At 63.2% G+C, this 12,949-nt stretch carries 19 protein-coding genes and 1 pseudogene; 8 read left to right on the forward strand and 12 right to left on the reverse strand.

What is annotated here, in order from left to right; translation table 11 throughout:
* Positions 1-259: 259 nt before the first annotated feature.
* Positions 260-955 carry an XRE family transcriptional regulator gene (locus FCU66_RS35095; RefSeq protein ID WP_136621882.1) on the reverse strand — a complete coding sequence of 232 codons (696 nt, stop codon included), beginning with the start codon at positions 953-955 and terminating at the stop codon, positions 260-262.
* 594 nt (positions 956-1,549) lie between these two features.
* Here FCU66_RS35095 and FCU66_RS35105 point away from each other — a divergent pair.
* Complete coding sequence (locus FCU66_RS35105; RefSeq protein ID WP_136621883.1) at positions 1,550-2,245, forward strand: GcrA family cell cycle regulator; 696 nt, start codon at positions 1,550-1,552, stop codon at positions 2,243-2,245.
* Positions 2,246-2,521: 276 nt separating this feature from the next.
* Here the strand turns inward: FCU66_RS35105 and FCU66_RS35110 are convergent, their stop codons facing one another.
* Positions 2,522-2,884 (reverse strand): DUF982 domain-containing protein, encoded by a 363-nt coding sequence (locus FCU66_RS35110; protein WP_136621884.1) that lies wholly within the window; start codon positions 2,882-2,884, stop codon positions 2,522-2,524.
* A 54-nt stretch (positions 2,885-2,938) separates the two neighbouring features.
* Positions 2,939-3,220 carry a DUF982 domain-containing protein gene (locus FCU66_RS35115; protein ID WP_136621885.1) on the reverse strand — a complete coding sequence of 94 codons (282 nt, stop codon included), beginning with the start codon at positions 3,218-3,220 and terminating at the stop codon, positions 2,939-2,941.
* A gap of 95 nt (positions 3,221-3,315) precedes the next feature.
* Here FCU66_RS35115 and FCU66_RS42960 point away from each other — a divergent pair.
* Positions 3,316-3,423 (forward strand): annotated as a pseudogene (locus FCU66_RS42960) (YdaU family protein); the annotation flags it as partial.
* A 290-nt stretch (positions 3,424-3,713) separates the two neighbouring features.
* A complete protein-coding gene (locus tag FCU66_RS35125; RefSeq protein ID WP_136621886.1) occupies positions 3,714-4,316 on the forward strand; it encodes a DUF6456 domain-containing protein in 603 nt (200 codons plus the stop codon).
* Between the two features lie 47 nt (positions 4,317-4,363).
* On the opposite strand, the gene FCU66_RS35130 is transcribed toward FCU66_RS35125, so the two are convergent.
* A complete protein-coding gene (locus tag FCU66_RS35130) occupies positions 4,364-4,675 on the reverse strand; it encodes a hypothetical protein (RefSeq protein ID WP_425462885.1) in 312 nt (103 codons plus the stop codon).
* A 117-nt stretch (positions 4,676-4,792) separates the two neighbouring features.
* On the opposite strand from FCU66_RS35130, the gene FCU66_RS41445 reads away from it, so the two are divergent.
* Positions 4,793-4,960: a hypothetical protein gene (locus FCU66_RS41445; protein WP_168992164.1), complete on the forward strand. Its 168-nt coding sequence runs from the start codon at positions 4,793-4,795 to the stop codon at positions 4,958-4,960.
* 22 nt (positions 4,961-4,982) lie between these two features.
* Here FCU66_RS41445 and FCU66_RS35135 read toward each other — a convergent pair whose 3' ends face one another.
* From FCU66_RS35135 to FCU66_RS35155, 3 genes are all read right to left on the reverse strand, one after another.
* Positions 4,983-5,216, reverse strand: a complete 234-nt coding sequence (locus FCU66_RS35135) for a hypothetical protein (protein WP_136621887.1) — start codon at positions 5,214-5,216, stop codon at positions 4,983-4,985.
* 497 nt (positions 5,217-5,713) lie between these two features.
* Entirely contained in the window at positions 5,714-7,723 is a 2,010-nt protein-coding gene (locus tag FCU66_RS35140; protein ID WP_136621888.1) for an acyltransferase family protein, read from the reverse strand.
* Between the two features lie 418 nt (positions 7,724-8,141).
* Positions 8,142-8,885, reverse strand: a complete 744-nt coding sequence (locus FCU66_RS35155) for a helix-turn-helix domain-containing protein (RefSeq protein ID WP_136621889.1) — start codon at positions 8,883-8,885, stop codon at positions 8,142-8,144.
* A gap of 234 nt (positions 8,886-9,119) precedes the next feature.
* Between FCU66_RS35155 and FCU66_RS35160 the strand changes: the two genes are divergently transcribed.
* Positions 9,120-9,404 (forward strand): hypothetical protein, encoded by a 285-nt coding sequence (locus FCU66_RS35160; RefSeq protein ID WP_136621890.1) that lies wholly within the window; start codon positions 9,120-9,122, stop codon positions 9,402-9,404.
* Here FCU66_RS35160 and FCU66_RS35165 read toward each other — a convergent pair.
* A complete protein-coding gene (locus tag FCU66_RS35165; RefSeq protein ID WP_136621891.1) occupies positions 9,391-10,116 on the reverse strand; it encodes a Crp/Fnr family transcriptional regulator in 726 nt (241 codons plus the stop codon). The two genes, FCU66_RS35160 and FCU66_RS35165, sit on opposite strands and share 14 nt — an antisense overlap.
* Before the next feature lie 487 nt (positions 10,117-10,603).
* Between FCU66_RS35165 and FCU66_RS35170 the strand changes: the two genes are divergently transcribed.
* The gene (locus tag FCU66_RS35170; RefSeq protein ID WP_136621892.1) at positions 10,604-10,798 is read left to right on the forward strand and encodes a hypothetical protein; all 195 of its coding nucleotides are present in this window, start codon (positions 10,604-10,606) and stop codon (positions 10,796-10,798) included.
* Between the two features lie 32 nt (positions 10,799-10,830).
* Here the strand turns inward: FCU66_RS35170 and FCU66_RS35175 are convergent, their stop codons facing one another.
* Positions 10,831-11,109 carry a hypothetical protein gene (locus FCU66_RS35175; protein ID WP_246094163.1) on the reverse strand — a complete coding sequence of 93 codons (279 nt, stop codon included), beginning with the start codon at positions 11,107-11,109 and terminating at the stop codon, positions 10,831-10,833.
* Positions 11,110-11,261: 152 nt separating this feature from the next.
* Between FCU66_RS35175 and FCU66_RS35180 the strand changes: the two genes are divergently transcribed.
* Complete coding sequence (locus FCU66_RS35180) at positions 11,262-11,453, forward strand: hypothetical protein (protein ID WP_136621893.1); 192 nt, start codon at positions 11,262-11,264, stop codon at positions 11,451-11,453.
* Positions 11,450-11,620 carry a hypothetical protein gene (locus tag FCU66_RS41450; protein ID WP_168992165.1) on the forward strand — a complete coding sequence of 57 codons (171 nt, stop codon included), beginning with the start codon at positions 11,450-11,452 and terminating at the stop codon, positions 11,618-11,620. Before FCU66_RS35180 ends, FCU66_RS41450 begins: the two co-directional genes overlap by 4 nt.
* A gap of 76 nt (positions 11,621-11,696) precedes the next feature.
* Here the strand turns inward: FCU66_RS41450 and FCU66_RS35185 are convergent, their stop codons facing one another.
* The 3 genes from FCU66_RS35185 to FCU66_RS35195 form a co-directional block, all read right to left on the reverse strand.
* Complete coding sequence (locus tag FCU66_RS35185) at positions 11,697-11,888, reverse strand: hypothetical protein (RefSeq protein WP_136621894.1); 192 nt, start codon at positions 11,886-11,888, stop codon at positions 11,697-11,699.
* A gap of 302 nt (positions 11,889-12,190) precedes the next feature.
* Positions 12,191-12,664 (reverse strand): hypothetical protein, encoded by a 474-nt coding sequence (locus tag FCU66_RS35190; RefSeq protein ID WP_136621895.1) that lies wholly within the window; start codon positions 12,662-12,664, stop codon positions 12,191-12,193.
* Between the two features lie 7 nt (positions 12,665-12,671).
* Positions 12,672-12,949 (reverse strand): DUF982 domain-containing protein (locus tag FCU66_RS35195; RefSeq protein ID WP_210239725.1); only part of this gene is annotated, 278 nt, incomplete at its 5' end.

Below are 12,949 nucleotides of genomic sequence, written 5' to 3' on the forward strand. Positions count from 1 at the left end.
CCTTCTCCCCCTGGGGGAGAAGGTGGATCGACGCGTAGCGACGAGACGGATGAGGGGTGTTCCAGGGAACGCCGGCGTCTCGCCGTAATGAGATCTCAGAGATAGTCTTGTGTGGTGATTGGGCGCAAGATCTCCGGCGCCTCATTTCTTCCAGCACCCCTCATCCGTCTCGGCGCTGGCGCGCCGATCCACCGCCCGGGGCGAGTCGCTGGCCTCGCCCGCCCTTCGGGCCCCACAAGGGGAGAAGGGCGCCCGTGTCTCAATACCCCAGCAATTCCTTCAGCGGAATCACCCGCCAGACATGCTTTATCGCGTAGCGGTTGAAGGTCAGGGTCTTCGGCGGATTGTACTGTTCGACGACCAACTCGGCCGCGGTGCGCTTGACCAGCTTCTTGATGAAGGCCTTGCCGATGTGCCCGTTTTCTTCCGGAAACATCTCGATCACCACATGGTCGCCGGGTACGGCATCGCGGCCGCCGCAATAGATCATGTCGCCAGGTTCGTAGCGCGGCACCATGGAATCGGACAGCACGTGCAGCGCGAACACTTTCGGCAAGTTGCGGATGCCCGGCGGGCGCTGGACGTAGCCGGCCGGTTCGCCATTCAAGGTGAAGTCGCCGTCATCGCCGCCGACGGCCGCGCCCAGCACCTGGATATCCATCGGCCCGGCGGGTAGGGGGGTGGCATCGGTGACGATTTCGGCGTCGGCGACCGGGCCGGCATCGTCGAGAAAAACGACCTGCCCTTGGCCCAGCGCAACCGGGTCGACGCGCAGGAAGGCGGCGGTCTTCAGCAGGTTCTCGGTCTTGGGCAGATTGCGGCCGGTTTCCCAATTGCCGACGGCGGCGACATCGGTGTCGTTGTGCTCGGCAATGTGGCGCATGACCAGGCCGCGCTGCTTGCGCGCCTTGCGGATCGCCGCCCCGACCTTGATCGACAGTTCCGTTTTTGCCATGGCGCCATGTGAGCGATGAAAGCGGCTCTCGTCTATGAAAGAGTGGCTTGCATTTATTTTTGAGTTATGCTTATATATGGTCATGCAAAACCTGTCCAGCTTTGATGGCGCAAGGGCGCCGGCCTCACGCGAGGCGCATCCGGCGACCGCCGCCACCCATTCCCTTCCGCGCCGGCCGTCCTCCTCCCCGGCCGGGGCGAAGCCCGAGACTCAGTGCTTCAAGGCACCAGCCTCGGGTCCGGTCTGCCCGTCACCGGCGACCGGAACGGCCGGAGCCGCCGCTCCCAGCGGCTCCGGCCTCCAATTCGACCGGCATGGCGCCGGCTTGCCCGCCAGGTCGTGCATCCGCACCGAAGACGGCACCGTCATCCTGTTCGACAGGCCGACGGGCAGGGCGGTTTCCGCCCCGGACAGAAAGACGGCCGAGGCGCGGCTTTCGCGTCTCGTTGAACCGGCCGGACTGCGAACCCGGTCCGGCTGAGCCGGCGCCGGCCGGCCCTCGAACCACACAACCCTGACTGCGCCCGGCCAGCTGGCCCTGACGCTTGCCTGACGGCGCGCGGCCGACGGCAGAACCTTGGATGGAGCCTGGACATGGCAAGCTATACCGACGCGGAATTGCAGGAGATCGCCCGCTGGCTGAAGGACGGGCTTTCCGCCTCCAGGATTGCAGCCGCGTTCAGCACGCTGCGCGGCAGCCCGGTGTCGCGCAATGCCGTCATCGGCATCGTGCACCGCAACGCCATGCTGGGCGCGATCGGCTTTGCCAATGGCAAGGGGCTGCCGTTCGGACCCAAGCGGGCTGCCGGCAAGCGCACGGTGAGCAAGCGGGCGAACGGAGGAACACTTGCGAAGGGCAAAGCGAGCGCCAGGCCCGCCGGCATGATCGACGCCGCTCTCGCTGTTACCGGCATGAGCAAGGCAGCCGCCAAACGCGACGCTTCGCCGGCCTGGCTGCCGCCGCGCCTAGTCGTGCGCGAGGTGGGCGTGCTGATCGCTGACGGCGAGGCCTATCGTTTCAAGGTCCCGGTGCCGCCGCGCACGCCCGTCGGCCGGCAGCCGCATGGCGTGGCAATGCGCTTCATCGACTGCCTGTTCGGGCGCTGCCGCGCGCCGCTGGACCTGACGCTGGAAGAGGATCCGGACATTTCTATTGCCGAAGAGGGGGACGCTCCAGGCAGCCGGCCGGGCGCCGACATGCTGTGCTGCGGCATGCGTACCAAGGTGCTGAAAAGCTATTGCACCTACCATCAGGCGCGCTTCCAGCGCCGCGTTTTTGTAGCGGGGTGAGGCGGTAAGAGCAGCCCCTGCCGTTAATTTTGGAGGTATCGCCAGCCCCCTCATCCGGCCCTTCGGGCCACCTTCTCCCCGCTGGGGAGAAGAGGGAGGCGCCGGCGCTGCAAGTCTCCTCTCCCCTCGGGGGTCCGAAGGACGGGCGAGACACGCGGCTCGCCCCGGAATGGTCAGCCGAGCGAAGCGGAGGCTGGGTGAGGGGGCTGCCTCGCCGTCACCAACAGGGGTGGAGGATCTGAGATGAATCAAGCCAAAAACAAAACCGCCAAAACCCTATTTCGGCGCCTGCCGGCCCTGCTTGGGCATGCGGCTTTGCACGGTCCTGGCCTCGAGCGTCATGGCCGGCCCGCTTTCGGCCACCAATATGCCGGTCACCCGGGCAAAGCCGGTGAACACTTTCATGGCGTCGGCTTCGGAAATCTGCGCGGCGATTGCCGCGCTGCAGGCGTTGAGGGCGCTGCGATAGACATGGCCGCGCCGCTCGAGCGGCCAGCGCTGCAGGAAATCGGCGGCTTCGCTGACGCTGTCGATCTCTTCGATCTGCTCGTCTATCCGCACCTTGAGCGGCACTCCGGTCTTCATCGTACCCACGGCATTCACCTTCGCTCTACGCGCGGCTTTACCTACCGCTTCCATAAACGCGCCGCGCTGGCGGGCGGTTGCATCAATTTTTCGGCCGGCGCGCGCCTCTCACGGGGTGGCCACGGCGTCCAGCCAGTCATGGGCGCGGCTTTTGGGCTTCGCCACCAGTATGTTCTGTTGTCTGGCCGCCCTGGTGAGGGCGTCGAAGGCGATGCGCTGGGCGCAGGTGCCGTCGACGGCGAGTGCAACCAGCCGTGCGGCCTCGATATAGCCAGGTGCAGTCTTGTCAGGCCATTGCTGGTTCAGCGCCCTGGCGGCTTCGGCCACAGAACTGACCAGCATGGTTGTGTTGTCGCAAAAGCGCAGGGTAACCGGCATGAAGGCTGTCATCGGCACGTCTCCCGTGTTCATGGACGCCGCATAACGTCGAAAATTCGCGCTGGTTCCATTAGCCCTGATGCGGGCAGGATCGCGCGGATGCGGCCATGAGCGAGCGGCCCTTCATGCAGCTCTACGTCTCCGATTTCGTCGGCGACACGCTGCAGCTCTCCACCGAGCAGATCGGCGCTTGCATGCTGCTCTTGATGACGATGATCGGTCGGCGGGACAGCGCCCCCCTCTGGCCTGCCGGCCGTTCGTCGTTCGGAAAGCCAAGCAATTGGCTTTCCGTCCGCTGCGCGGACCACTCCTCAACCCCCACATGGGGGGAGATCGGATGCCTTGCCGCTTTCGCCAATCGCCAGCGTGGCAGGAAGGGCGGCGAGGGCAAAGCTGCCAATCTCCCCCTCGTGGGGGAGATGCCCGGCAGGGCAGAGGGGGGCGCGAAGGATCGCCACCTTGCCGGCCTCCACCCCAACCCAACACCCAACCGAGGACGCACCCCATGCCCAGGAAAACCAGACCCGCCAAACCGCAGCCGCCAAAACTGCCGAAGGGCGAGGCCGAGCAGGTGCGCATCCGTCGCGAGGTCGGCCATGATTTCGCGCTCAGGGATGACGCCTTCGGCCGCAAGCGGCTGGCCGCCGGCACTTCCGAGGCAAGGCGCGTCTATGAGGTGTCGAATGACGGCTTCACCTCCACAGGCGGCATAGTGCGGGTGCGCACGATCGACCCGCTGCTGGGCATCACCTCGCTGTCGCGCCAGCAGCGCGAGGCCGGCCTGCGCTACCGCGAGGATTTTCGCTGCAGCCAGCAGGCTGATGTCAAGCCGATGCGCTGGACCGAACGCGTCGACGGCGGCCGCCACGGCGGCGGCATCGCTGACAACGTACTCGACGCCGGCCGGGCGCACGCCGCCGCCACCAGGGCGCTAGGCCATTGGGAGGTGGCCGCCGTGGTGCAGAAGGTGTGCTGCCTGGGCGGGTCGATCAAGGGCGTGGCGGAGCAAATGGGCGAGGGCCGGGATGTGGTGACGAAACTGCTGAAGGTGGGGCTGGATCTGCTGGCGGTGCATTATGGGATGATGATGGGGAGAAGGGTGGGGTGATGGGGCGCCACAATGATCCGACCGGCGATGCCGGCCGGATCATGATTTCATACGATCAGGTTACCGGCAGACGCGAATTTCCTCGACGATCCTGTGGTGATGGCGCCAGTGCTTGACCAGTTCGATGTGGCAACGGTGGTGCCGGTGGAAATAACGCGGCCTGTAGCTGTTGTCGTAGGCTGGTAATAGGGGCGATAGTAGCGATCGCCATAGTCGTAACCATTGTAATAGTCGTTGCCGTAATAGTCGTCGGCATAGCCGCCGATGCCGATCGTGATCCGACTGCGGGCGTCGGCTGGGGCGATCATCGCCGCCGCCGAAGCAATGGCGATAACCGAAATAAGCAGGAGCTTCTTCATGGCTACCTCCTTTTCAAGGTTGGACTAATATAACCCCTGAGACGCAACCCCGTTCCACAGATTCGTAAGATGTAACGAACCGTGCGGACACCGGAGCGCAGGAAGCGTAGGCCGCCAGTGGCGACCTTGCTGTGGGTCGATAAGAGCCTGGACGAACGGGTCGTGACACCAGCCGAGGTCACCCTCGATCGCACCTACGATCCGCCGACCAGGCCCGAGCGCGGAAAGGTGACGATCGAGCGCTATGTGGCGGAGTTGACCGAGGCCGGTCAACCGATTGCCTGACCCTCACCCACTCGCAATTAGTTCAGGCAGGCCAAAGCCACTGAAGAAGCAGAAGAACGCCAATCATGAACAATATGCCGAAGGTGCGTTCGGTGGGGTTCAGTCGTCCGGGATAATCATTCTGATATGTTGCCTCGCGCAAAGTCGTTGGCGCGGCAATAGGGGGCCCCTTGACTGGCCTTGGCGCCGAGGCCTTTCTCAGAGCATCGATGCGCGCGCCAAGGTGCTCTCGCTGCTGTTTCAAATCATCCGGCATCCCTGGCTCCGCACCTGCACGCGTTTGGATGCATTTCCTAAATTCTACATTGTCTACATTGTTTGGCGGACGCGACAAATCCAACTTCCGTTGAATCCTCCACCTTACTTCACTTGTACATCTGTCTTATCTGGCTGGGCAGCGGTGGACGCTGCGCGCGGATGGCCAAGCGGGCTGGTCAGCGAGCAGGTCGTTCCCTTGGGGCCATAATAGCAGGGCCAGTAGGGGTCGGCGACATGCGTTCCGATGAAACGGCCGTACGATGCCGAGAGCCCCACCGCCAGCAACACAACAGCCGCTGCGATGACAATGCCGGAGATGTCTTGGTGCTGCACGTTGGGCCAAACCGGAAGACGGAGCCGCACGAAAATTATCCCTTCGCTTTGTATGTAGGTTGACAAGGGCGCTGCTGCAAATGGCGCAGCGTCGCGCTGCCCCTCATCCGCCTGCCGGCACCTTCTCCCCGTATAGTGACGGGGAGAAGGAGAGCTAACTTCTCAAAACAGCGCCCGCTCCAACGGCCCCTCCAGCGTCTCCGCAAACGCCGTCGCCAAATGATGCCTGTCACGAAACGCTAGCCTTCCGCCGATGACGACGTGGCAGGCGGTCGGGCCGCAGAAGTGGTTGGTGAGGTCGACATAGAGCGTGTCGGGCACGCTTGCCACGACGGCGCGCTCGGCGGCGGCGGTGCTGTCGTTGGCGGCGTCCGCCCTTGGTGTGTCGCAGTGCGGCGAGGGCGCCTCGCGCCACCACAGCGCGCGCGCCACGCAGGTGCCGGCGAAGCTGGCGTTGATCGGCGTGTCGCGGATGACAGCCGTCTCGACGCCGGCCTTGCTGAAGGCTTGCAAGGTCGAGCGCAGGCCGGCCTGCCAGCGTGCGGTCTCGGCTTTGCGGCCGGCGGCCGGCATGTCGTGCGTCAGATTGCCGATGGAGAATTCCGAGATCACCACCAGGCGTGGCTTGGTGCGGATGATGTCCGATATCGCCTGTTCGCGCCAGGCGTTGCATTCGATGTAGTCGCGCTTCAGCACCGTGTTGAAAGTCGAGAGCCTCGAGGCGCGGCATGATGATTTGAGATAGGTGACCACTTTGGTGTCGTTGCGCTTCGCCGCCTCGATCAGCGGCGTCGACCAGTGGTCGGCATGCGAATCGCCGAACAGCACGATGGTGTGGGCGGCGTCGGCCGCGCCGAACGTGCAGGGTTTGGGCGTCACCGTGTGGAAGTCGAGCAGGCAGTTTTTGTCCTTGGCGCGCGCGATGGAGGGTTTTTCGGCCGCCTGCTCGATGCCGCGCTGCGCGGGGCCGATGTTGCGCGTGGCCAGATGCGCATTGGCGTAGGCGACCGCCACGCCGGCACCGGTCAGGGCAAGGGCGGGAACCAGAGCAATTGCAGGAAAGGCACGGGCGTCCGCCGCCGGCCAGGCGCCGCGCCGCGCCGGGTTCTCGATCAGGTGATAAGTAAGCACCGACAGCGCCAGCGCCAGCACGCCGCAGCCGAGGCGCTGCGGCACGGTGAGATCCGGCGCCAGCATCCCGGCATAGACGATGACCGGCCAGTGCCAGAGATAGAGCGAATAGGAGAGCGTGCCGATCCATTGCAAAGGCGGCAGCGACAGGGCGGCGGTCGGGCCAAAGGCCTGCCAGCCGGTCCGCCTGTTGGCCTGCCCATTGGTTTGCTTGCTGGTCTGCTCCGCGCCTGCACCGCTCAGCAGCACCAGCACGGTGCCGGCCACCGGCAGCAGCGCCAGATAGCCGGGAAAGGGCAGGTCCTCGCTGAGCCAAAGATAGGCCGTCGCGATCAGCGCCAGGCCGAACCAGCCAAGGGCGGCCCGCAGCCAGGCGCGGTGCTGAAGCAAAGCCACTGGCACCAGTGTCGCCAGGCCGCCGGCGGCGAATTCCCAGGCGCGCAGCGGCGAGAAATAGAAGGCCCAGGCCGGTGCTGCGCTGGTCAGCCACAGGCAGGCGGCGAAGGAGGCGAGGCCGGCCACGCCGATCACGGCCACAGCCATGCGCCGGCCCGGCCGCAGCCAGGCGGCCAGCAGAAGCAGCGCCGGCCAGGCCAGATAGAACTGCTCCTCCACCGACAGCGACCAGAAGTGGATGAAGGGATTGCTGGTGGCATCAGCGGCGAAATAGTCGAACGACCAGCGCAGCAGCCACAGGTTGATGGCATAGGCGGAAGCGAACATGGCGCCGCGCGAATAGAGCGCCTGCTCCTGCGGCGCCAGGATGAAGTAGCCGGCGGCCAGCGTCGCCAGGATAACGAACAAAGCTGCTGGCAAAAGGCGCCGGGCGCGCCTGGCATAGAAGCGCCAGAGGTCGAGCCGGCCGGTCTCGCCGATCTCCTGCATGAGGTGGGTCGTGATCAACCAGCCGGAGATGACGAAGAAGATGTCGACGCCGGCAAAGCCGCCGGGCAGCACGGTGAGGCCGAAATGATAGGCAACGACGCCGCCGACGGCGAGCGCGCGCAATCCTTGTATGTCCGGCCGGAACGATGCTGCCACGGAGACTCCTTCGTGTAAGCCCGACCCGTCGCCAGTGTCGGCGGGGCAGGCTGATATCGCAATGCAACAAATCTATCGCAGTGCAACATGACCAGAATGGGGACGACGGTGCCGGAGCGGGAGGCGGTCCGGGTCTGGCGACGCTCACCAAAACGTTCTTGGCCGCAGCTTGACAGGGTGGGCACGGCTGATGCCTCTTAGCGTTCTCATTTGGGTCATGGGGACATCGATGAAGAAGATTTATCAGAAGCCGACGCTCGACAAGCGCGGGAAGCTGTCCACCGTGACCGCGGGTCCACCCAGTTCCGGAAGATAACAAGCGCCTTCGAGGCGGCGGCGGCGGCCCGGCGGCATGTCGAATCCGCCTGGCAGATCGCACGCAACACACTTCGCCTTGGCTGACTGAGAACGGGGTGTATCAGGCCTCACGCGCGAGGCTGGCCACCAGCTGATCGACGCCGGGGTCGTCGAGCCTGACGACATGCGCCATCTGCATCGCCCGTCTCATGCTGATCCTGGTGACGTCCTGGCGCATGATGACCGATACGAAGGCTGGCCCCGATCCGGTCAGGATGATCGCCCTGCCGACCAGAACCGGCTCCGAGATGGGGGCCCACTGCACGGTCATGATCGAGGGCTCGCTGGTCTGGCGGCGGTTGATGCCGCTGAAATAGATCCAGTTCAGGCGTGAGATCGCCACGCCGTAATGGTTGCCGGGCACCCTCGCTCCGCCCTGTCCGTCGCCCGGGGCCCACCGCGTCACCCGCCTGAAGGTGACCAGCTCGGCCTCGCGCCGCACGAAGGTGACCGAGCGCATCAGAAGGTCGGGGCGGTCGGGGATCGAAAAATAGGTGAAATAGGTGCCGCCGGCGATGGCGGGCGAGGGGGGACACACCATGTTCTCATACAGTGTCTGGCGCAGCGATGCGTGGCCGTCATCCCCGGCTGCTCCGGCTGCGGGCTCGCGATACAGCTCATTCTCGTCGATCTTGAAGTAGTCGCAGATCAGCCTGGCGGTGGCCTTGTTGGGAATGGCCTGGCCTTGCAGATAGCGCTCGAACTGGGTGCGGTTGACGCCAAGCTCACGGCACACCGCGCTCACGGAAGCGTGGCGCCGGATCAGCCGTCTGAGATTGGCGGCGAGATTCTCGCGAATTGGCACGACATCGCCCCCGCGACAGACGTACGAATCAGTTATTCAAGCTGTAGCTTATATAATGGTAATCTTGCATATGGCGATGAGTTCGCGAATGGGACCTTTGGCCAATACCGCAACCGGCGACGCCAAGACTGTACGTTTTCGACAGTTTGGCTATGCAAGCCTTGCAAATGAGCGTATTTCGGTAGCAAGAGCGACCTCAGATCGGCCACTCGACATCGTATGATGGAGGGCGGTTTGGATCATACCGACCTGGTCGAGCTTCTGGACTACACGCAGGCGCAATTGAGCAAGATACGCCAGGCGGTCGCGGCGAGCGACCATGCCGGTGCCATGTTCGCCATCGATTGCCTTGTCGGAGCGGCAGCCGAACAAACGAAATGCAAGCTCGCAAGCCTGGAGCATGCCGGGTTGCCGATTGGCCGGGATGCATTTGAAGGCGGTGCGGCATCGCCCGGCAAAGTGACACCATCGGGCCAGCCAGCCGCGGGGAGGCCACCGCCCTTGATCAGGCCGCGCTGATCTCGCCGATCAGCCTGACATATTCGGCCTCGGGTTCGCCGTAACTGCCATTGGCGAGTTCGATCAGCCCGGCGCGGTCGCGAATGACGATCTCGCCCCGGCGCGCTCGGATCAATGCGCGGCCTTCGAGCAGTTGGAGGGCAACGGTGACGCCCGGCCGCCTGACACCCAACATGATGGCCAGGAATTCGTGCGTGATGGCGAGACGCTCGCCGGGCACCCGGTCGTCGCACATGAGCAGCCAGCGCGCCAGCCGCTCCTCGAGCTTCAGCCGCGCGTTGACGAGCGCGGTGCAGCCGGCCTGGGTCTGGAGCGTGTTGACGAAACGCAGCAGGAACATGCGCAAGGTCGCACTTGCCGCCAGTGCCGCATTGAAAGGGCCGGCTTCGATGCGGATCGCATCGCCTTCAAGCTGCACATAGCACGCATGCACCGCACGGTCGTCGCCCATCACCAGCGAAGATCCGGTCATGCCTTCGAAGCCGATGAAGCCCACTTCGGCCTCGTGGCCGCTTGCCGTCCTGGCGACCACCGAGCCAATGCCCTGTTCGACGAAGTAGACGGCCTCGATCGGAACATTGGGGGTCACCAGCATCATCCGCAACGGCAATTCGCAGCGCTGCATCTGCGGCTTGAGCAGTGCCAGATCATCCGCGGGCATGCGCCGTAGCAGTTGATTTCGATATTGAAGGTTTTTATCGGGATCAGTCATGGCGCGGCCCAATGCAGGGCAAGAGCCATCCGATCTCCCAGCCGTCCGCGCCCGTATCAACGTGCCGACGATCGCCTGTATATAGGGTCTTTGAATGAATAGACCTAGGAATACGGTATGAAATGCGATGCACGGCGTCCCCCACTGCCGTCGCATACGAAAAGATCGATCTGAGCGTTAGTGTCGGAAACGTACCAAGTGGCGTTTGGTACGAAACCGACATATCTGTCGAGACGCCGCGTTCCGGTGACCGTCGACAAGTCGCAGGAACCCTTTGACAATCCGGAGAGTGTCGACAACGCCGGGTTGGTCCGCCATCGTAGTCCTCCCTTGGGAGCTACAATCATAGAGCGGTGACAACGTTCCAACCGCGAATTGACTCGCTATTTCGGTACGAAAGCGTACAGTTCTCAAGTCGTCCGCCTTCCCGGCATACGGACGCTTGGTAGCCAACTCAGGTGCTCCCGCCCTCAATGCGGAGACTGAAATGGCAAAAGACCATTCAGCAGGCGAAATATCGGCTTTCGAGTGCGACATTCTTCGCAGCGCCTTCCGCAAATCGGTGGTCGAAAGACGCATCGTTCAACGGGAATGGCGCATGCACGCAACGCTTCTGGCGCGCGAATTGACCGAGCTTGATGAGATCGACCCGGATATTGTCGACTGGATCGTGCGCACGTAGCCCTTTGCCGGCTTCGCATACGGCCAGCAGCCTCAGTTGACGCCGATGGTTTTTTGCGACGCTTTTCGGGCAGGGGATTTGCGCTCTGACGCGGCGGTCTCGGTTGGAACCGATGCTTTCGCCGAAAGCCGCTGCTCTCGAAGCCGGGCCGTCTTTGCCTCACGCGCCTGACGTTCGGTGGCGATGATGGATTGAGCCTCGCGGGTGGCACGCTCGATCCGATCTTTGTCCTGAGGCAGTCTGGTCAAGGAAGTCTCCTGTCTTTCGATGGCACTCAAAATGCGGACCGGGAGAAAACGTTCCGACGACAAGCCGCTCCGTACGGAAAAAACATCATCCCGCTCGGATCTCATTTGTTGTTGAGCGCGTGCGCAAAGCCGCTATGTGCGAGGGGTCACCGGCCAAGAAACGGGCGCTGGTGGTTGAGAGTGTCTTGTACTCCCGCCCTGCCGGGAGACTTCCAATGGAAGAAAGCCAAAGCGCCGTCATATCCGCTCTCGATATCCACCTTTCGCGGAATGCCTTCAAGGCGTCGATCGCCGAGTTGCAGCTACCCGAAACGAAATGGGTGGAACACGCCACGGCGATGATGCGCGAACTCACGGACGATGTTCAGGTCGATGCCGGAATCATCGAGTGGATCGTTCGCAAATGAAGCCGCCGGTCGCCGCTGAACAGACGAACGACAACAGCACGTCGGAAGATCACCTGGCAGCGGTGACGTTGAGCTTGCACGCGACCCTCAAGGGCCTGGCGGCTCCCGTCGAACTGCTGGTCGAGGCTTTAACCTTCGACGCCCCTGCGGATGTCATCAAGCCGTAGGGATGGGTGGACCGCGCCGCTTGATCTGTCAAATCAAGCAATGGCTGCTCTCGTAGCCGGCCGACGCGCCGTCACGTCACTTGCGAATGATGCGCAGGATAATTTCAGGGTCGACAACCCTCGATCCCGTCAGCTCTCTGACCATTTCCTCGGCATGGTCGACCCACATCGATTCAGGCAGCAAGCCTTCGGCGACCAAACTTTTGAATGCGTTGCGAAGGGTGTCGAAGTCGAGTGCGGAAACCGAGCTGCCGGCATCGTCGTTCATCGTCTGGCTCCCACAGGGCGGGAGTACGATGTACACTCTCAAGCGCCAGCGCCCGTTCAGTGGCCAGCGACAACAACACTGTACGCTTCCGACAATCGGATAGCGAGTCTTGGTACGAAGCCAACAACGTAAGCCCACCACCGAGGGGTCAGTGGCGGGCTCAATGAAAGCTGTTTGACCAACTTCCAGCGCCGTGTCGGCCGGGGGGGCTTCCGAGGCGCCTCCAGGAACGGGCTGTTGTGCAAGAGCTTCCGTCCGCGCACGAAAAAGTACGAGAGAGGTTCGTTCCGGCGATCCGGTGTTCAATACCGGGGCCGTTTATCGGAGACCACGACCAGCTTCCCTCCAACATTTTGGCACCGTTTGCATGCCAGCTTCGATGCCAGCCGCCTTTCGGTGATGAAATCGTAGTGGGTGCCGTAGATCTCGATCAGGCCATCGAGATCCAGCGAACGCAAATGACCGCAGCGCGCATTGCCGCAATATATGCTGAGGCCCATGCCTTGTTCACGAAGCTCACCGAGCTTGGTGGGCAGCGTGACCGGAACCAGGATGTCTTCGGGCATCGCGGGGTTCGCCACCACCACGAGAATGGGTTTTCGAAACTCGGCCCGATCAATGTCGCCGATCGCGTGGACTGCCTTTTCTTCCGCGACGCCTATGAGGGAATCGATCTCTTCCATCGCTTCGATATGGCCGCGAACAAATAAAGCCCTTCGCAGCACATGCAACGCATCTCTCGTTTCGCAAAGTGTCGTCCGCAGGGTGAGAGGCATTTTGCGCTCAATTCTTCATGTAGCTGTCGGGGAGACAATCGGCTTCAACCGCTGCCGCGATGAAGGCTCGATGGACGTCCCTTGTGCTGCAACATCCCGCCCTTTCCCCCATCAGGGCAGCAAGCGCAGCCAGAAACATTGGGCCATCGGATGGCCAGCCATCGGCCAAAGCGTCGGCCATTTGAGGACGTGTACAAAGGACCGAGATGGTGCCGTCACTTCTCTCGCTGGGAATGCCGGAAAACATATTTGGCCGGTTGACTGTCATCGCATAGCTCCCGCTGG

This window comes from Mesorhizobium norvegicum, assembly GCF_004919685.1.
In the GTDB taxonomy this organism is placed as follows: Bacteria; Pseudomonadota; Alphaproteobacteria; order Rhizobiales; family Rhizobiaceae; genus Mesorhizobium; species Mesorhizobium norvegicum.

Coding starts and splice junctions, on each gene's coding strand:
- FCU66_RS35095 (WP_136621882.1), bottom strand. CDS start 955: ATGGCAAAAACGGAACTGTCGATCAAGGTCGGGGCGGCGATCCGCAAG.
- FCU66_RS35105 (WP_136621883.1), top strand. CDS start 1,550: ATGGCAAGCTATACCGACGCGGAATTGCAGGAGATCGCCCGCTGGCTG.
- FCU66_RS35110 (WP_136621884.1), bottom strand. CDS start 2,884: ATGGAAGCGGTAGGTAAAGCCGCGCGTAGAGCGAAGGTGAATGCCGTG.
- FCU66_RS35115 (WP_136621885.1), bottom strand. CDS start 3,220: ATGACAGCCTTCATGCCGGTTACCCTGCGCTTTTGCGACAACACAACC.
- FCU66_RS35125 (WP_136621886.1), top strand. CDS start 3,714: ATGCCCAGGAAAACCAGACCCGCCAAACCGCAGCCGCCAAAACTGCCG.
- FCU66_RS35130 (WP_425462885.1), bottom strand. CDS start 4,675: ATGAAGAAGCTCCTGCTTATTTCGGTTATCGCCATTGCTTCGGCGGCG.
- FCU66_RS35135 (WP_136621887.1), bottom strand. CDS start 5,216: ATGCCGGATGATTTGAAACAGCAGCGAGAGCACCTTGGCGCGCGCATC.
- FCU66_RS35165 (WP_136621891.1), bottom strand. CDS start 10,116: ATGACTGATCCCGATAAAAACCTTCAATATCGAAATCAACTGCTACGG.
- FCU66_RS35170 (WP_136621892.1), top strand. CDS start 10,604: ATGGCAAAAGACCATTCAGCAGGCGAAATATCGGCTTTCGAGTGCGAC.
- FCU66_RS35180 (WP_136621893.1), top strand. CDS start 11,262: ATGGAAGAAAGCCAAAGCGCCGTCATATCCGCTCTCGATATCCACCTT.
- FCU66_RS41450 (WP_168992165.1), top strand. CDS start 11,450: ATGAAGCCGCCGGTCGCCGCTGAACAGACGAACGACAACAGCACGTCG.
- FCU66_RS35185 (WP_136621894.1), bottom strand. CDS start 11,888: ATGAACGACGATGCCGGCAGCTCGGTTTCCGCACTCGACTTCGACACC.
- FCU66_RS35190 (WP_136621895.1), bottom strand. CDS start 12,664: ATGCCTCTCACCCTGCGGACGACACTTTGCGAAACGAGAGATGCGTTG.